We start from the raw sequence: 19212 nt of genomic DNA, 5'->3' as shown, positions 1-19212 counted from the left end.
AACCAGATTCAAGTTTTGAATTTATCTATGATGGCTAGAGTCCTTTAGTTGCGGTTAGCCACATAGCTTTCTAAGTGGTTAATCACAATTGATTATTAATCAAAATAATAACTTGTACGTCCACTTAGAAATGAGTGGGCGTTTTTATGTTACTGCTAGTTTAAATGGAGGAAAAGAAAATGCGAATCAAAAAATTAGTCATGGGAATAACTTTAGCCGGGTTATTGCTGCTAGGAGGTTGCAGCAGTAAAAAAACCGGCAGCACTTCCACTGTTAAACACGTGGGAATTTTGCAAGTAGTGCAGCACCCCTCTTTAGATGAAGCCAATAAAGGTTTTAAGGAAGGTTTAAAAGAAGAAGGCTACGTTGAAGGTAAAAATTTGAAAATTGATTACCAAAATGCCCAAAACAGTCAAGACAATTTAAAGAGTATGAGTGAAAAACTGGTTAATGAAAAATCAGATTTAATATTGGGTATTGCGACACCAGCTGCACAAAGTGTGGCCAACGCTACGCAGGATATCCCCATCGTGGTTACTGCTGTAACCGACCTAAAGGCAGCTAAACTGGTTAATTCAGATGCTAAGCCGGGGCGTAATGTTACGGGTACAACCGACATGGTTTCAATTGATAAACAAATCAGGTTGCTTTTATCAATTGTGCCTAAAGCCAAAACAATCGGGATTATGTACAATGCTGGTGAAGCTAATTCAAAAATTCAAGCAGATTTAGCCATTAAGTCACTTAAAAAAGCTGGAGTTAAAGTGGTAGTTAAGACTGCTAATACCACTAACGATGTTCAACAAGTAACAGAAACATTAGCTGGTAAAGTCCAAGGCATTTATGTTCCTACAGATAATACTTTTGCATCAGCTTCTTCAATTATTGGTAAAGTAGTCAAAGAAAAGAAAATTCCTTTAGTTGCCGGTTCAACTGATCAAGTAAAAACTGGTGGTCTGGCTTCTATCGGAATTGATTATGAAGCACTGGGTAAACAAACTGGAAAAATGGCTGCCAAAATTTTATCTGGTAAGGCAAAACCTAAAGATATGCCGGTTGAAAAAGCTACAGATCTAAAATTAGTTGTTAATAAAAAGATGGCTAAAGCTCTTGGCATTAACCCTAATTCGATTAAAGCACCTAAATAATTAGGAAAGGCAGCGTGAATAAAGAATATGTTGAATACATTTTGGGAGTTATTACTATCGTCTACTTCACAGGGACTACTCTGGTCGTTGATGGCTATCGGGGTCTACTTAACGTTTCGTATTTTAGACCTAGCCGATATGACAGCAGAAGGCAGTTTTCCCTTAGGAGGAGCCATTGCCACCATGTGCATAATTAAGGGAATTAATCCAATATTAGCAACTGGCGCTGCATTTATTGGCGGCTTAATTGCCGGTTTAGTTACGGGCATTTTGAACACAAAATTGCGTATACCTTCTTTATTAGCAGGAATCATCACTATGACTGGATTATATTCAATTACTTCCAGAGTAATGCAGAATGCTGCTAATGTTTCACTACTTGGCAAAGACACGGTTTTTACCATAGCGCAAAACTGGGGGTTAAGTCGTAATAATGCTGTGATTGCAATGGGATTGATAATATCACTTTTAGTGATCTTCTTATTAGTCGTTTTCTTCAAAACAGAAATAGGCTTGGCTATGAGAGCCACTGGTGATAACCCTCAAATGAGTGCTGCCAACGGCATCAAAACTCAGGGAATGAAAATTTTAGGTTACATGATTTCTAACGGCTGCATTGCCCTATCCGGCGGACTTTTAGCACAGAATAACGGCTTTGCCGATTTAAACTCTGGTGTAGGTACCCTGGTTATTGGACTGGCATCAATTATCATCGCCGAAGTACTTTTACGCAATCTATCAATCGGTGGTCGCTTACTGACTTTAGTATTAGGGGCAATTATTTACCGCCTAATCTTAGCTCTGGTATTCCAAATGAACGTAGAACCGTCTGATGCCAAATTAGCTTCAGCCTTAGTTTTAGTTGTTTGTTTAACATTACCTAATTTCCATTTACCACACAATCTAAAAGGAGGAAAAAAAGATGCCGGAAGTACTAAAAATTAAAAACTTACATCAAACATTCGAGCGCGGAACTGTAAACGAAAATCGGGTACTGCGCGGAATTGACCTTAATTTAGAAGCGGGCGACTTTGTAACTATTATTGGTAGTAACGGTGCTGGAAAATCTACGCTGCTTAACAGCATTGCCGGAACGCTGCCAATTCAAGAAGGTCAAATAATTTTAAATGGCAACGACATTACCAAATTACCTGTAACTAAACGTGCCCAAAATATCAGTCGCGTCTTCCAAGATCCTAAAATGGGGACTGCAGTGAGACTGACCGTCGAAGAAAATTTGGCCTTGGCAATGAAAAGAGGTCAACGGCGGGGTTTTCGTCCCGGAGTTAAAAAACAGGATAGAAAATTTTTCAAAAAACAGCTTGCCCAACTTAACTTAAATCTGGAAAATCGTTTGGAAACTGAAATTGGACTTCTTTCCGGTGGTCAAAGACAAGCAATTACACTCTTAATGGCTACTTTGCAAAGACCAGATTTGATTTTACTGGATGAACATACTGCGGCTCTTGATCCACAAACTTCAATTACCGTGATGGAATTAACTGAAAAGTTGATTTCTGAACAGCATTTGACAGCATTTATGGTTACCCATAACATGGAAGATGCAATCCGCTATGGCAATCGTTTGATTATGTTGCACCAAGGTCGTGTTGCAATTGACTTAGCCGGGGAAGACAAGCAAAACTTAACTGTACCCAAGTTAATGGAATTATTCCAAAAGCATGTAGGTGCAGGTCTTGAAGACGATGCGATATTGTTGGCATAAAAAAACTAAATTTAATTAACAAAAAGCTCTGTATTTTGAATGGTGTATTCAAGGTGCAAAGCTTTTTTTGATACAGTTAAACTTCAATTATCTTGCTTTTTGTCTATTGTATTTTCTTTAATTTCACATAAATAACGGTTCATTCTTATAAACAGTACACTAACCATTATGAAATACGGATCTTTAATTGATAGTTGTCTACTTGGGTTTAGTTTAAGTTCAATCGGATCAATAAAAATATTTTGATCACTCAAGCGAGATATTTCATTATCAACTCTTTCTACAATAGAAATGAATGGTATTCCATTAGCTTTTAAATTCTTGGCAAATAGTATAGCGTTATCGGAAGAACCCTTTAACGTTATTAAAATAACCACATCATCTTGAGTCAAAGAAGCAGTCAAAGCCGACAGCTCGTCAACGCCCTCAATAAAAAAGATGGGAATATTAATTGTTAAAAATAAGCGCCTAATTTCTTGAGCTATGGTTCGCTGCAAAGTGCCAGTACCATAGACAAAAATCTTTTTACTGCTACTTAACAAACGACAAACAGGTCTAAGGTCTTTCTTAGTAATATTTTCGAAAAATTCATCCATTTTTATTTGGTATTGCTCAAAAATATTGCCATTAAATTTTTCTGGTTCATCTTCTTGTCTTAACAAATATTTTAATTCCGAAAACCCTTGTAAAGATATGCGCTTAGAAAATCTTACTATTGCAGAAGTTGAAACATTACATTTTTGAGCCAAGCTTTTTAAATTAAGCTTATAAACTCTTTTTTTATTTTCTTTGATATACTGCCAAATATGTTTATCAGTTGTAGTTAACATTTCAAAATTCTTGATTACTAAGTCTTCAATCACTTTCCCGCCCCTTTCTATTTATTTATCAAAAATAGCCTTCAAAAACTATATCATGTTAAGAATATTTCTTGAAGGCTATATCTGTAATTTTAATTTAAATAAAGTAAATCTTGTCTTGCATGAATTATTGAACTCTGCTTTTTAACTTCAAACTTTTCACCCGTATTTTTGGTAATCACAAGCAAAACTATAGGATCATAATTGGCTTGTTTAATACTTTCAATATTCATTTCTAGCAATAACTGTCCCTTAAAAACAGTATCTCCAACATTAACCGCTGCTTTAAACGGTTTGCCTTTCATTTCAACAGTATCAATACCTAAGTGCAGCAAAACTTCTATACCCGTTTTATCATCTTTAATTCCAATTGCATGCTTTGTAGGAGCCAGCATGACTATCTTGCCGGAAATAGGAGCATAAATTTTGCCATCTTTAGGTTCAATTCCAACTGTTTGCCCTAATATTTCTTTAGCAAAAGTTTGGTCTTTAATTTGATCATTACTTTTAAAACTGCCATTGACGGGTGAAACGATAGCATAATTATGAGGTTGATTTGTTTTTTGCTCTGGTTCGTCTTTAATTTCTTTGTTCGGGTCAAAGAAGAAGTAAACTAGTCCACCTGAAACCAACATGGCTGTCACGTGAATTAACACGTAATTTAAAATAGCTTGTTTGCTGTATAAATATGTTACTAAACCTGGTAATGCAGCAACACCCATTCCTGTACTTGCAGCATGCAGCAAACCAGCTAGCATTCCTGATGCAGCTCCACCACATAACGCAAATATAAATGGCAAACCAAAACGTAAATTCACACCAAAAATTGCTGGTTCTGTGATACCTAAAAACGCTGGTAATGATGAAGAAGTATATAAGCTGCGCTTTTTAGGGTCTTTTACTTTTAAGCCGGTAACAAACGCGGCAGTAGCCTGGGCAATAATTCCCCCCGTAATCATTGCATTAAAGGGATTATAACCAGTTGTTGCCAGCAAGCTACTTTCCAAAGCTAAAAAGATATGGTGCATCCCAGTTACAACAATTGCTTGTTGCGTTCCTCCAATAATTAATCCACCGAGACCGAATGGTAAATTAATCACTGCTTTTGCTACAAACAAAATGCCCTGTTCTACTTGTTGACAAACTGGTCCAATTATCAGTATTCCTAATAAACCTGATATCAAGAGTGTAACAAACGGAGTGATAATTAAGTCTAAACTATCAGGTACAACTTTTTTTAATCGCTTTTCTATCATTGCGGCTACTAACACCACCACAAGAGCTGGTAAAACTGATCCCGCATAACTAACAATATTGACATGAATACCTAAAATGTTAACAGTTAATGCCTTTACAGTCCCTTTAATCACATCATTGGGATTAGGAAGAAGCGGGTTGACGAGCATTAAACCCAAAATTAGACCTAAAACAGGAGAGCCGCCAAATTGTTTCATTCCTGACCACGCAATTAGTACTGGCAAAAATGTAAATGCTGTTTTCATTAAAACAGTAGCTATGGTTAAGACCGCTGGACTCATTTGCACATGAAAAGCAGTTAAACAATTGATAATCCCACTAAATAATCCAGTCGCAACTAACGCTGGAATGACTGGTATAAAAATATCACCTAAAATTCGGGAAAGCTTTTTAGGTAACGACATACCAGCATATTGGTCAGTGCTGCCTTCTTTTTCTTCTGGATTAATGATGTCATAGATCCTCCCCACTAATCCAGTTCCTAAAATTATTTGCAACTGGTTACCCGAATAAAATTGACCTTTAACACCATCAATTTGTTCAATACCAGCTTCATCTACTTTATCTTTGTTAACAGGGGTAATTCTCAATCTGGTTGAACAGTGGGAAATGTTAGCTATATTTTTGGCGCCGCCAATACTGGCTAAAATAGCTTTAGCAATATTTTGATCATTTCTTTTCATATTCTTACTCCTCTTTTCTAATCAAGGTCTTACCGAGGTGCCATCTGGCAATCTCATTGTTGTCCACTTACTTGTCCAATCTTTTGCAAACGGAATTTCTGGAAATTCTGCAGCAGCTTCTTCATTAATATCAACACCAAGACCGGGCTCGTCATTTAGATAGATATAGCCTGACTTAGCAACTGGTGTGCCAGGGAATACATCATAGGTATTTTTCTTTATGCTGTTACTCCATTCTTGTAAACCACAGTTATGTGAAGCTATGCTTAATTGGGCATTTACCGCATGACCAATCCCCGAAAGATCACCTGGGCCATGCCAAGCAGTTTGCACACCATAGATATCCGCGAATGCAATTATTTTTTTAGCTGGAGTAATTCCACCAATCTGACTAATATGACATCTTATGTAATCAACATAATGATTTTGAATTACCTGCTGCCATTCTTGCGGGTTATTAAAAAGCTCCCCCATCGCTAGGGGAATATTGGTGTGGTTCCTTATCTGTTTTAACCACGAGAGTTGTTCAGGTGAAACGGGATCTTCTAGGAAAAGCAAATCATATCCTTCTAATTTCTTTGCCAAGGTAATTACCTGATTGGGTGTTAATTTTTCATGGACATCGTGAATGAGGTTAACTTTGTTGCCAAAAGCAGATTTAATTTCTTTAAAGGCTTTGACAGTTGTCTCCATATATCTCAAAGGATTATAATAATTGCCATCATTTTCTTCTTTTGGCTTTTTTAGTTCAGAACCGCCATAGCCGTTTATTTGAACACGAAGATTAGTCCAACCATTATCAATTCTCTCTTTTACCTGCTTTAGAGCATCTTTGATAGAACCGGCATCCACGTGCGCATATGCTGGAACCGCATTTCGACATTTTCCTCCAAGTAATTCGTAAAGCGGCATATCGGCTAACTTACCTTTGATGTCCCATAGTGCCATATCCACACCACCAATAGCACAATTTAAGACAGGACCATTGCGCCAATAAGCATTGGATGTGCAAACTTGCCAGATATCTTCAATTTTATTTGGACTCTGACCGATTAGAATAGGCTTTAAATATTGGTCAATTACCGCCTTGACAACTTTCACCCTCTGAGTAAAGGTAGCACAACCTACTCCGTAAATACTTGGATCATTTGTTTCAACCTTTACAGCCAGTAAATTGATACCTTCCGGTGCAGTAATAATTGTCTTAACATTTTTAATAATCAAATTTTTCATCAGCATTAATCCCTTCCGCATCTGAGTGAAAATTATATAATTTTCATTTTTATTGTAAGCGCTTGTTCTTGCTTTTTATACAATACCAAGGGATTTAGGCACAAAGGCCACATTTTAGATTATTTTTTATTACTTAAAAATTTTTTTAAGAGCGTTAATTCAAATAAAAATTACCAAAAATATTTTTGTTATTTCAAATTTTTGCCAATATCTTGCTATTCAGATATGACTTTAGTTAACTTTCAGGAACCCTTTTGACCATTAAAAAGTTAAAAGTAAAAATCAGACAACAAAAAAGCCCAGGAATTTTTATTTCCTGAGCATTAAGACAATTATCAATAATCTAAACTTTGTAAAAAATATGACTAGATTTCTAATTAAGTTTTATCAACCCAAAGGCTCTTAGAATGCCTATACAAATGATAACAAATCCCAAAATTATGTACAGCCAATCATAAACGCCTGTTCTTTTTTTAGTAATAAAACCTGTAATAAAGAGCAGAAAACCAACTGCCAGAGTAATATAATTGTCTATACCCATTTTGGTCACCATTTTCTATTTTAAAACACCAATTCCGTATCCAAGTATTCCTACTCCAAATAGAATAAAGATTAGTATAATTGGACTTACTCTCTTCTTTAGTAAATACATCATTAACAGAGTTAATCCTAAAGAAAGTAAACCTGGACATAATTGATCCAGAATATTCTGCACAGTGGTAATGGTAGTCTTGCCATTAAGGGTAGTTTTGGAAACTACGAGTGGAACATTAATTGTTGTCCATTTGTTTACTAACACACCCATAATAAACAATCCCAGAACGGTTGCACCTTCAGTCAATTTCTTTAAAAAGTTTCCCGAAAGTTCTTGAACTAACGACATACCTTCATTCAAGCCAAGTTTTAAGCCGTACCATTTAATTCCTAAACGAACGATATTAAAGACAACAAAAAATAGAACAGGTCCCAGCCAAGAGCCTTGTAATGCCAGAGTTGCACCCAAAGCAGCTAATATAGGTCTTAATGTGCCCCACATCACCGGGTCGCCGACCCCACACAGTGGACCCATTAAACCAACTTTCAAACTATTAATAGTTCCAACGTCAATATCTTCTCCTTGGGCTTTAGCTTGTTCCAAAGCACTGGTCAAACCTATAACCGGACCACAAAATGCTGGCGTAACATTAAAGAATGTGTTGTGCCTTTTCAAAGCGGCAACTTGGTCTTCTTTTTTCTTGTATACCCTTTTGATTGTAGGAATCATGTCAACACAAAACGCTAAAGCATGAATTCTTTCGTAGTTAAATGATGCCTGTTGAAAATTTTCAAAGATAAAAGTTTGAAAAATATCTTTCTTAGTTAATTGATTTTTGATTTTTTTCTCTACCATAATAAATCTCCAAATTTAGTCTTCTAATTCATCTTCGGCTAATTCAGCATCAGTATCTGCGTCTGCAGAATTTGCTGGGACTGTCTTTTGTGAAAATTGCGGGTCTAATTGAACGTAGATTAATGCCAATATCAAGCCCACTGCACCAAAGGCGAGTAAACTAAGCTTTAAATAACCGCTTAGAACAAAGCCCAAGTAAAAGAATGGCATTAAATATTTTACATACATCATGTTTAAGATCATCGCATAACCAACAGTTACGATAAAGCCACCTGCGACAGCCAGACCGCCTGTAACGACTTCTGGTAAAGAATTCAAAGCATTTTGAACCATTGTCGGATTTACAAAAGCTGCAACCAAAGTAGTCGGAATTGACACTCTCAGTGCTTGGAAGATCAAGGCAGAAAAGTGGAGCCACTCAATAGCCCTAAAGTTGGCCTTTTCAACTTCTCTGTCTGAAGCATGTTGGAAGAAGACAGTACATGTACGAACGATAACTGTTAATACTTGTCCGGCAGCAGCTACAGGAAGGGCTATAGCAATCCCTTTAGTAATGCTTTGATGACCAATAACTACTAGAATAGTGGAAATCGTGCTGGCCAAAGCCGAATCTGGTGATTGAGCTGCCCCGACGTTCATCCAACCTAAAGCAATGAGTTCCAGTGTCCCGCCCAGAATAATGCCTTTAACAGGATCGCCTAAAATAAGACCCATCACGGAACATGCAATTAAAGGACGATGAGTTTGGAATTCGTCCAAAACACTTCCACAGCCTACAATAGATGACCACAAAAAAACTAAAATAATTTGAAATGTTGTCATGTTTATTCTCCTATATAATTAGACCACAGACTTTTAACTAATTAGTTTGAGAATATCCTTTTTAGGATCATCAGCTAAAACTCGTAAATCTAAATTTACACCTAATTTATCCAGCTCTTTAAAAGCCTGTATGTCTTCAGGGGTCACAGATACTGCTTTTGTTATTTGTTTTTTACCTTCGGCATAACTTAAACCACCAATATTGATTGACTTCAATGGAATTCCGCCCTTTACCAACTCCAGTACTTCTGTAGGATTGGTAAACAAATAGAAAACTGTATCATTTTGATATTTGGGGTTGTTATAAACGGCTATTGCTTTGGGGACATCAACTACATTAACTTTCATCCCTGCCGGAGCAGCCTGTTTGACTAAAACCTTGCGAATTTTATCGTTAAATACTTCTTTACTGACCACAATTATTCTTTGTGCATTAGCTAACTTAGCCCATACAGTAGCAACTTGACCATGTATTAACCGGTCATCAATTCTAGCAAATTTGATAATCATCAAAAATCATCCTCCTCTTCTTGTTTCTGCATTTCTGCACTTAAAGCTGTGGTATAGGTGCCAGAATCCTGCAAAATTCCTTTAACTATATCTGTAATTGAAGTGCTATTCATTTTAGTTGCAATTTCCAACAAAATTGGCAGCGACATTCCCGCTATTACATCTTTTGCTTTGCCTTTTAAAACTAAACTGGCCGCAGCATTATATGGCGTGCCAGAATACAGATCAGTCACGATTAAGATTTGATCGCTGGGAATGCCTGAGCTGGCAGTGATAATTTTGTTACAAACATCTTCAAGACCTTCTCCTGGAGCAAACGTTAAAGCTATAAAATCCTCGGCTTTGCCAAAGATCATTTCCACAGCTTCTTTAAAAGCAACACCTGTTTTACCATGACCAATTAAAATAACTTTCATCTTTAACCCCTTGATTTTCCACCAGCGACATTAATTGTGACTCCAGTAATATAACTGGCTCTGTCAGATAAAAGGTAGCTCACTAAATCTGCTACTTCTGACAATTTGCCACTTCTGCCAAGGGGAGTGGTTGAAGTACTTGAATAACCTTTTCTTAACTGCTCAACAGTGATATTTCTGGTATATGCTAGGGCTTCTTCATAAGAAGGTGTCCGCAAACCAGTTGCCTCTAAAATGCCCGGTGCAACACCAACGACACGCACATTAAATCTGCCTAATTCCTTTGCCCATGATCTGGTAAAGCCATTAATTGCGCCCTTGGTTGCAGAATAAATGCTTTGTCCCTGGGAGCCTTCTAGACCAGCCTCTGATGACATGTTCACAATTACGCCCTTTTGCTTTTGCACCAATTCACGGGCAACGGCTTGAGATAGCAAGTAAACGCTTTGTACATTTACAGCAAACATCTTTTTAAAGTCATTTAGGTGCATTTCATATTTGCTTTCAGGCTCTTTTTCGTCAACCAGTAATCTGGGTAAATTGATGCCGGCATTATTTACTAAGCCATCAATCTGATTAAATTTAGTTTTAGTTTGATTAAGAACATTAGTAACATCTTCAGGTGAAGTGACGTCACATTTTACGTACAGCAAATGATTATCATTGATTTGGGATGGATTTAAATCTGCATCAACAACATTGGCACCGTTTGCTAGTAATTCTTTCACAATTGCATCGCCAATTCCCGAAGAACCACCAGTTACAATGTATGTTTTCTTAGCCAAATCAATCCAATTTTCCATATTATTATCTCCTTTTAACAAATGTGAATAATAAATTTAGTATTTTTGTTAGCGCTATCTTAACTAAAAATATAGCAACTAATGGGGTAACATTCAATAATATTGTGGTAATTTTCACAAATGTGATTTATAATAAACATGTATTTTAAATTTTATTGTTAAATTAAAAAGGTCAATATACTATGGAAGAAAATTTAATAAACCAACTCATTTCAGTTTCAAAACTTTATTATATAAATGGTCTTACACAAGAAGAAATTGCAAAAAAAGTTCATATTCACAGAAGTCAAATCAGCAGAATGTTAAAAGAAGCTAGAAAGCTCGGGCTGGTAAAAATAACCGTTACTTCAGGTTCGCAAGATTTTACCGACCTGCAAGACTTCCTTGTGAAAAAATTCAATTTAAAAGATGCTCTAATTGTGCCTGAAAATATTAATGATTTAAACTTAAAAACACTGGGGAATTTTGCTGCCAATTATCTCTCAAGCACAATTAGCAGTAATTCGATTGTCGGTATTTCTTGGGGTAGGACATTGGCGCATGCCTTTCAGGCCATGCCTGCTAAAAGCGAAAAACACGGTATCGTCGTTGTCCCTTTAGTCGGTGGCCCAGCAGGGAGACTCAAGAATGATTATCAGTCCAACCGGTTGGCTTACCTACTGAGTGAAAAACTAAACGCAAAAAGCGAAACACTCAACTGCCCTGCGATAGTCAGTTCCCAGAGTTTACAAGATGAATTAATGTCTAACCCCAATAACCAGCTTATTTTTAATCTCTGGCAAAATCTTGATTATGCCATTGTCGGTATTGGTAGTAATTTAATAATTGATATGGAACAGTGGCAGGAATTTTATAAAAACTCTAGTTTCGCCACAATTTTTAGTGAAACCAATGCTGTAGGTGATATTCTTTCCCGTCCCTTTTCTGAGGATGGTGAAATTATCAGTTCATCCAAATATCATATTATTAGCATGGAACTTGACGAGTTGAAAAAAGTTCCAACCGTTATAGGAATCGCATGTGGCAAAAACAAAATAAAATCAATTTTGGGTGCTCTCAACGCCCATATTTTAGATGTTCTAATTACCACGGACATTACCGCGCTGGGTATTCGTGATTTATGTAGTTAAATCACATTTGTGCAATAAAGCCAAATCATATTGCAATTACGGTAAATATTTATTAGTATCATTTGTGAAGTTAGCGCTTTCTGTTTTTTAGCATTAAGGAGATTAAAAATGGTTTTAAGCAAAGCTTTACGATTATACGGCAAAGACAATCTAAAAATTGACGAGGTTTCATTACCTGAAATAAAAGACGATGAAATCTTAGCTGAGGTCATGTCCGATTCAATGTGCATGTCTTCTTGGAAATTAGCCAAAGAAGGTGAAGATCACAAAAAGACGCCTAATAATTTAAAGGATCATCCCATCATGGTGGGCCACGAATTTTCCGGCAAGATTTTAAAAGTCGGTTCCAAGTGGCAAGACAAGTTTCATGCAAATGAAGACTTCGTTGTGCAACCAAATTTAGCTAGAGACGACACGCCCTTTGTCCCGGGCTATTCATATCCTTATATTGGCGGTGATGCGACCTATATTATTATTCCGAATGAAGTGATGGAATTGGGCTGCCTTATTCCGTTTAAGGGCGATTCTTATTATGAAGGTTCTTTATGTGAACCAGTCAGCTGCGTCATCGCTGCCTTTGACGCCCAATACCACCTTATTCCCCATACATACAACCACAAAATGGGGATTAAAGCAGGCGGCAACATGTTAATTGTAGGCGGAACCGGACCTATGGGACTACTGGCTATTGACTATGCACTTCACGCTGATACCAAACCTAAACGACTAGTTGTAACCGATATTGATCAGGCAAAATTAGATAGGGCCAAAGAGCTCTACCCGTCAGACGAAGTCGAGGTTCATTTCGTCAATACTAAGGGCTTGTCAGTTGACGAACAAGAGAAATTATTGAATGCAAAAGTAAATAATGAAAAATACGATGACTTATTCTTAATGATTAGTGTCAAGCCACTGGCTGAAATGGCTGGGCGTTTAATGAATACAGATGCCTGCCTTAACCAGTTCGCTGGACCAGTCGACAAATCGTTTTCCGCTGACCTCAACTTCTATGATATCCACTACAACTTTACCCACGTTGTTGGTACTTCCGGTGGTAATGCGGAAAACGAAGCTAAAGCAGCTAAACTAATTGCCGAACACAAACTGGACGTGGCTAAAGTCATTACTCATGTCTTAGGTCTAAATGCCGCGGCTGAAACCACCTTGACACAACCCGAAATTGGTGGTGGTAAAAAGCTAATCTATACCCACAAGAAATTTGATCGGATAGAGTTAGCTAAAGTAGATCCTGATTCAGAGTTAGGTAAAATCCTGAAAAAGCACAACGGCATCTGGTCCCACGAAGCAGAACAGTGGATTTTAAATAATATGCCGGACATCTAAATTTCCTTTTTAAAAATATAATTTCAAAAATCAAGCACAGAGGAGACGACTTGCAAGTTGGCAATACCTTCTTAAAGCTTGATTTTTTAATATAAAAAACACCCTAAAAAAGGGTGCTTGAAATTTTCTTTAATCTTTTTGCTCTAATAAAGTCCAAAAATTTTCTGCTAAAAACTCTTTTAAGTCACTAGTATCGCCTTTTTCAAATAAGCTGATACTGTCATTATTCATTACCAGCGTACTACTGACCGTGCCCAATGCTTTAGTTTCAACCTTACTGCTTTTGCTTGGAGCTAAAAGTAGCAGAAATCTTTTTACCTTAATCTCATTATAATCCATCGCCTTCATTTTCACCGCTGTCTGCAACTGGCATACAGCAACGTAAGCCTTTCTGACAGCTGAACTACTGGCGTGAACAAGAGCTAAACTACTATTGGGAATGCCCACGGGAGATTGGTTAACACGCTTTAATAATTTTTGTGCCACCTGTTGCGAATCAATTAGTATAGTCGCAGGCAGTAAATCTAAAACGCCTTTAATTATCTCTTTAAGAGTTTGTTCTTCATTATTTTGATACGTAAAAAGTTGCACATTATCAGCCAAATCAAGATAAAGGTCAAGTTCCTTTTTTCTTTCTTGCAACTGTTTCAAAGCCTGCTGACTATTATCCTGCTTAAAATTAGGATTCTGATATTGGTAAGTCTGCAAGTAATTTCTTATTTTTTGCGCCTCATCGTTTAAGAGCAAGGGACTGACAACTAGATAATCTCTTGCAAACCCTGGTAAATCAACTGTAGTCAAAATAATGTCGTAATTTGCCAGTTCAATTTGATTTAACTTAGTTATTTTAGTCGTATCAATTTGAGTGAGTTCTGGAATTTCCTGTTGCAACCGACTCTTTAAGATTTGTGATGTTGAAAAGCCATTTTCGCAAATTACCAATGCACTTAGGCCTTGACGATATTTATGGTTTTCAATTTCATTGGCAAAATACAAAAGCAATAGTTGTTTTTCGTACTGATGAAGCTTTTTATTTGTAAATACTTCATCCCATTTTTCACTAATAACAGTGATTAGCTTTTGGTACTTTTCGGTTAAATATGTAATTGACTCTAAACTATTCTCAGGCAAAACGGGCTGTGACTTTTGCAGCAGGCTTTTTATATGATTAGTGATTTTTTCAGAAAAATCTGGATTACGTGTAAAATCCCAACCGTATGCCGTGGATACTAACGATATGAACTCCTTAACTTGAAGCGAAAGTGACAGGTCCATATCATCGATATTACTAGGTGCCTTGACGCGGTCACTATTTTGTAATTGCAGTGCTAGAAAGTTGGCTTCATTTTCGGTTAATTTTTGGCTAAGATCCTGATATTTTAGTCTCGCTAAAAAGTTCTTTACTAATTTGCTATATTGCGGTTTTATTTTATCATCACTGGTTTCAGTTAAAACGCAGCCATTCTTAAAACGATATAACGATAAAGAAAACATTAAAACTAAAGATATGGTTTGTCTGTCATAAATTCCAGTAAGTTGAGGCAAAACACAATCTGCTAGAATTTGATAGCATTCTAATAAGAGATCAGTAGGAATAAGAACGGCAAACAAATTACCCGTTATTTCCTTATTTGCTAGTCCTTGTAAAAATTGATATTCATTGATTTCTTGCAAAACAATCCTGCAAAAAAGGTATCTGCGGATTTCTTCAGAACCACTTATTAAAATTCCTACACCTTTTTTGCGAACTAGTGACAAGCCATACGCCTTGAGTGATTTAGCTACTACACCTAAATCCCTTTGAATTGTGCCCTGGCTCACTTCCAGAGTTAATGCTAAATTATTAATCTTCATTTCGGCAGTGCTTAATAGTAAGATGCAAATTACCGCATTTTGTCTTGAAGGAGTAGATAAATACAGTGTATTTCTCTGCCCCACCAAACTTATTTCTATATTATTTAAAGTTGCAGCATTACCCTCGACTTGATAGATACCATTTTTGCTGGTCAGAACTGCTCCTTCTTGCCGCAAACTTGGTCTTAAATCAGCAAATTCTCTGTATAACGTTCTCTGACTAATACCAAGTTGTTGTTCCAATTCAGCTAAAGCTAAACCATTTTTATTATTAATTAACTTTAACAAAATTTTTTTCTGTCGCTCTGTAAATACAACCATTTTTCTACTCTTGCTTAATATTTGATAATACATTTAATTAAGAAAACAGCCATTAGTATAATTAAACTATATAATGGCTGTTTTTGATATATTAAATTAATTTATTTTTTAAATTCTGCTGATATTTGAGTAGCAATTTCACCAATCAAATCTTGATCTTGCAAGCCGGTTGTTTCTTTAACTACTTCAGCAAATTTATTCTGGATTATCTGCTGTAGTTTGACACTTTCATCATCGCTTGGAACATCAAACTGGTATATTTTTGCCACCGTTTCAAGCAACTTGTCATACTTTAATCCCCGTTTCTTAGCTTCACGAATTGGTCTGATAAATCTTTCATCATAACCTAACTTGCGAATTGGGGTGCGTCCGACGCGAGCTATAGTATCGGAAATGTATGGATTTTCAAAACGCTGAATGATTTTCTTTTGGTACTGTGCATGTTGAGCAGGATCAAAATGCCATTTAGCAATTAGCAGAGCACCAGTTTCTTGCAAAACACCTTTTAGTTGGTTTAATACTCGTTCATCTTTAATCGCTTCGCCAATATTGGTGTACCCTAGAGTTTTTCCAGTATAGGCAACCGTAGCGTGCCCAGTGTTAACCGAAAATAATTTGCGCTCAATATATGGTTCCAAATCAGGTGCATAATCAACTCCAGTTAATTTTAAAGATGGATTAGCCATCTGAGATTCATCAACTATCCATTCTTTAAACGGCTCCACTGAGACAAGCAGCGGATCATCATGCTTTTGTAAAGGAACAATACGGTCTACAGCTGCATTGGGAAAGCCAATATATTGCTCGCAGTATTCTTTATCATCATCGTTTAAATGTTGATAGACTTCCTTTTTTAATAATTGTGAACCGCCAATCATATTCTCACAAGCTATGCAATCAAGTTTTTCTTCATTGCCACTATTCTTACGGGCACTGATCCCTTGTGCAATCAGTGGAGCAATAAACTGCAAAATCTTGGGTCCAATAGCTGTGGTCACTAAATCTGTGTGAGCAATGGCAGCGACCACTGCTTCTGGATTTTGTCCATTATTTATGCCGCAAACATTTTTGACAGTAATTTTCTGTTGCCCTTCTGCAGCCATTTCAATGTTGTATTCCTTACGTTTATTAAGTTCATTAATGATGGTGTCATTAACGTCAACAAATGTAATTGCAAAATCATTAGCGGCAAGAGTTTCCCCAATAAACCCTCTACCAATATTACCTGCTCCAAAATGAACTGCTTTCATTAATCTTTTGCTCCTTCTAATAAATCAATTACTTCTTGTTTTGATTGTGCATCTGCTAAATGGGCTACATTTTCAATCTGTCCACAAAATGATGCAATTTGTGATAAAACTTGTAAATGTTCATTATTAATACCCGCGATCCCAAAAATGGCAGTCACAATTTGCTTTTTTGCTGGATCATCTGAGAAGTCAATACCCTCTGGAACTTGAATAAAAGAAATACCAGTTTTTTTGATGTACTTTTTTCCTTCTTCTGTACCGTGAGGAATCGCGATAAAGTTGCCCACGTAGGTGGAAAGCTCTTTATTACGGGCAATCATTGAGTCAATATAATCAGTGCTTACACAACCACCATCAACTAACAACTGTCCAGCTGCTCGAATCGCATCTTCTTTTGTGTCATATTTTTGGTTAAGTACTATCATATTTTGATCAAGTTTCATCATCTTACACATCCTCACCGTTTAAATAAAGAACTAGTTGCTTTAATTCTTTACTTTTTAGTAAATCATCAACCACAATCATTTGTGCTTGATTTATTTGACTGCCTAACTGCTCTGCTACAGGTTTAGTTGTGATAAGCAGCTCATCTGCACTATCAACAACTTCATCAAGTGCTTTTCTGGCAGCAACAAATTTCTGGTGAGTTTTGGCAAGCTCATCATTGAATAAGCTTGCAGCCATGGTAGTAGAACCTATATTATTTTGCCCGCTGACAAAATATATTTTTTGGACTCTGTCAAAGTCAATCTTGTCAAGAAGGTTAGTAGTGCCTGCTGTATCCTTATCTGCCCCACTAGGTTTATTTTCTTTGGTTTCCTGTTTGAGCATTGCAGCAATTTCATCATAGCGGCTGCTACTCATAAAGTTACCTACAGAAATGTGCATTGCGTCTGGAGTTTGTGCAATAGCCCGATCTGCTAATTCTTTCTGCGTTACAACTAATAAATTAGGTTCAGGCTTAAGATCTCGAATAGCAGTATTTGTAACTGGAATATCAGTAATTCCTTCTTTTTTCAATTTGTCACGAAGTAAAGATGCGCCCATTGCAGATGAACCCATTCCGGCATCACAAGCAAAAATAATCTTTTTAATCTTTCCAGATTTGCTGAAGTCGATATTATTAGTAGTAATTCCTTTGGACTCAGCTTTCATTTGTTCTACTTGTGCCTGTTTTTCTTCCAGATCATCACCTAAAGATTTATCCCGCTTTAAAATGATTGCAGATAAAACAAATGAGACAACAGTTGCTACCAAAACTCCGGCTAGGTTTGCTACATAGCTGCCTTTTGGCGTCATCAGCAAAATTGCAATAATTGAACCCGGTGAAGCAGCAGCTTTTAAACCAGCACCTAATAATTGGAACGTAAATGTACCTGAAACACCTGCTAAAATTGCTGGAATAATTAAAATAGGTTTCATTAAAATATAGGGGAAGTATATTTCATGAACACCACCCAAAAAGTGAATAATAACTGCACCGGGAGCAGAAGACTTGGAACTTCCTTTGCCGTAGAGGCAAAAAGCTAATAAAATTCCTAAGCCGGGGCCAGGATTAGATTCCAGTAAAAACAGCACTGACTTGCCCAGTTGTCCTGCCTGCTGGATACCCAAAGGAACCAAGATACCATTTCCGACAGCATTGTTTAAGAATAGAACCTTTGCTGGTTCAATAAAAATGTTGGCTAATGGCAATAAGTGAACGGAAATAATCCAAGAAACACCTTTAGCAGCTAAGTTACTCCCACTAACAACTAAAGGATTAATGATGGATTGGCCAATAATGGCTAAAATAATACCAATGATACCGGCAGAGAAATTTTTATAAATCATTTCAAAACCGGCTCTTATTTTATCTAAAAATAATTGATCAAATTTCTTAATGCACCAACCGGCTAAAGGACCCATAATCATCGCACCAAGAAACATTGGTACTTTGGCTCCGACGATAACACCGGTGGTAGCGATAGCGCCAAGAACTGCTCCGCGCTCATCATAGACCATTCGACCGCCTACATAGCCAATCAGCAATGGTAATAAGTAATGCAGCATTGGATTAATCAACTCTGCAATATGTGCGTTAGGGAACCAGCCACCTGGAACCATGAACAAAGCAGTAATTAGGCCCCAAGCTATAATCGCTGAAATATTGGGCATAATCATACCCGAAAGCGCTGTGCCAAATTGCTGCACTCTAGTTTTGACTGATTTTTTACTTTTTACTGTATTTTGACCAGTAGCTAAACTTTCTTGTGACATCATTTTCCTCCTCTTTAAATCTATCTATCTTAATTCTAGGGGAGTATGTATACGCTTACAAGGAAATCTAGTGGCACTTTTGGCAGTTGTAAATTGTCAAAACGAATTAAGTAAGATTTATTTAGTGAAAAAACAAATTTTTGATTTACGAATTTGTATATTAAAAAAGACCGTTTTACGCAAAGAAAACGGTCTTTTGTGTTGCA

General features: G+C 36.8%; 17 protein-coding genes. 5 read left to right on the top strand and 12 right to left on the bottom strand.

Going from position 1 to position 19212, the window contains the following annotated elements; genetic code table 11:
- Window positions 1-179: 179 nt before the first annotated feature.
- From LACWKB8_RS01665 to LACWKB8_RS01655, 3 genes are read left to right on the top strand one after another with little or no spacing between them, the layout of a single operon-like run.
- Window positions 180-1148: an ABC transporter substrate-binding protein gene (locus tag LACWKB8_RS01665; RefSeq protein ID WP_370448306.1), complete on the top strand. Its 969-nt coding sequence runs from the start codon at window positions 180-182 to the stop codon at window positions 1146-1148.
- 27 nt (window positions 1149-1175) lie between these two features.
- Window positions 1176-2093, top strand: a complete 918-nt coding sequence (locus tag LACWKB8_RS01660) for an ABC transporter permease (protein WP_038521238.1) — start codon at window positions 1176-1178, stop codon at window positions 2091-2093.
- A complete protein-coding gene (locus LACWKB8_RS01655) occupies window positions 2071-2874 on the top strand; it encodes an ABC transporter ATP-binding protein (RefSeq protein ID WP_038521235.1) in 804 nt (267 codons plus the stop codon). The genes LACWKB8_RS01660 and LACWKB8_RS01655 overlap by 23 nt, the downstream gene beginning before the upstream one ends.
- A gap of 83 nt (window positions 2875-2957) precedes the next feature.
- Here the strand turns inward: LACWKB8_RS01655 and LACWKB8_RS01650 are convergent, their stop codons facing one another.
- From LACWKB8_RS01650 to LACWKB8_RS01615, 8 genes are all read right to left on the bottom strand, one after another.
- Window positions 2958-3737, bottom strand: coding sequence for a MurR/RpiR family transcriptional regulator (locus LACWKB8_RS01650; RefSeq protein WP_052059629.1), 780 nt, complete (start codon window positions 3735-3737; stop codon window positions 2958-2960).
- 89 nt (window positions 3738-3826) lie between these two features.
- Window positions 3827-5674, bottom strand: a complete 1848-nt coding sequence (locus LACWKB8_RS01645; protein ID WP_082229314.1) for a PTS transporter subunit IIBCA — start codon at window positions 5672-5674, stop codon at window positions 3827-3829.
- 21 nt (window positions 5675-5695) lie between these two features.
- The gene (locus tag LACWKB8_RS01640) at window positions 5696-6907 is read right to left on the bottom strand and encodes an enolase C-terminal domain-like protein (protein ID WP_038524912.1); all 1212 of its coding nucleotides are present in this window, start codon (window positions 6905-6907) and stop codon (window positions 5696-5698) included.
- A 556-nt stretch (window positions 6908-7463) separates the two neighbouring features.
- Entirely contained in the window at window positions 7464-8297 is an 834-nt protein-coding gene (locus tag LACWKB8_RS01635) for a PTS system mannose/fructose/sorbose family transporter subunit IID (RefSeq protein WP_038521232.1), read from the bottom strand.
- 15 nt (window positions 8298-8312) lie between these two features.
- A complete protein-coding gene (locus tag LACWKB8_RS01630; RefSeq protein ID WP_082229313.1) occupies window positions 8313-9119 on the bottom strand; it encodes a PTS mannose/fructose/sorbose transporter subunit IIC in 807 nt (268 codons plus the stop codon).
- 33 nt (window positions 9120-9152) lie between these two features.
- A complete protein-coding gene (locus tag LACWKB8_RS01625) occupies window positions 9153-9629 on the bottom strand; it encodes a mannose/fructose/sorbose PTS transporter subunit IIB (protein WP_038521227.1) in 477 nt (158 codons plus the stop codon).
- A complete protein-coding gene (locus tag LACWKB8_RS01620; protein ID WP_038521224.1) occupies window positions 9629-10045 on the bottom strand; it encodes a PTS sugar transporter subunit IIA in 417 nt (138 codons plus the stop codon). Before LACWKB8_RS01620 ends, LACWKB8_RS01625 begins: the two co-directional genes overlap by 1 nt.
- A 2-nt stretch (window positions 10046-10047) precedes the next feature.
- Entirely contained in the window at window positions 10048-10848 is an 801-nt protein-coding gene (locus LACWKB8_RS01615; protein ID WP_038521221.1) for an SDR family oxidoreductase, read from the bottom strand.
- 182 nt (window positions 10849-11030) lie between these two features.
- Between LACWKB8_RS01615 and LACWKB8_RS01610 the strand changes: the two genes are divergently transcribed.
- The gene (locus LACWKB8_RS01610; protein WP_038521218.1) at window positions 11031-11978 is read left to right on the top strand and encodes a sugar-binding transcriptional regulator; all 948 of its coding nucleotides are present in this window, start codon (window positions 11031-11033) and stop codon (window positions 11976-11978) included.
- 108 nt (window positions 11979-12086) lie between these two features.
- Complete coding sequence (locus LACWKB8_RS01605; protein ID WP_038521215.1) at window positions 12087-13322, top strand: zinc-binding dehydrogenase; 1236 nt, start codon at window positions 12087-12089, stop codon at window positions 13320-13322.
- Between the two features lie 129 nt (window positions 13323-13451).
- Here LACWKB8_RS01605 and LACWKB8_RS01600 read toward each other — a convergent pair whose 3' ends face one another.
- The 4 genes from LACWKB8_RS01600 to LACWKB8_RS01585 all read right to left on the bottom strand — a co-directional run bounded on the left by LACWKB8_RS01600 (window position 13452) and on the right by LACWKB8_RS01585 (window position 19006).
- Window positions 13452-15497, bottom strand: a complete 2046-nt coding sequence (locus LACWKB8_RS01600; RefSeq protein WP_038521213.1) for a BglG family transcription antiterminator — start codon at window positions 15495-15497, stop codon at window positions 13452-13454.
- Window positions 15498-15598: 101 nt separating this feature from the next.
- Complete coding sequence (locus LACWKB8_RS01595; protein ID WP_038521210.1) at window positions 15599-16747, bottom strand: mannitol-1-phosphate 5-dehydrogenase; 1149 nt, start codon at window positions 16745-16747, stop codon at window positions 15599-15601.
- Complete coding sequence (locus LACWKB8_RS01590) at window positions 16747-17190, bottom strand: PTS sugar transporter subunit IIA (RefSeq protein WP_038524910.1); 444 nt, start codon at window positions 17188-17190, stop codon at window positions 16747-16749. The genes LACWKB8_RS01595 and LACWKB8_RS01590 overlap by 1 nt, the downstream gene beginning before the upstream one ends.
- 4 nt (window positions 17191-17194) lie before the next feature.
- Complete coding sequence (locus LACWKB8_RS01585; protein WP_038521206.1) at window positions 17195-19006, bottom strand: PTS mannitol transporter subunit IICB; 1812 nt, start codon at window positions 19004-19006, stop codon at window positions 17195-17197.
- Between the last annotated feature and the right edge of the window lie 206 nt (window positions 19007-19212).

This window comes from Lactobacillus sp. wkB8 (assembly GCF_000761135.1).
GTDB lineage: Bacteria > Bacillota > Bacilli > Lactobacillales > Lactobacillaceae > Lactobacillus > Lactobacillus helsingborgensis.
The sequence above is the reverse complement of the archived record's forward strand: the minus strand, read 5'-3'. Positions and strand labels throughout refer to the sequence as shown.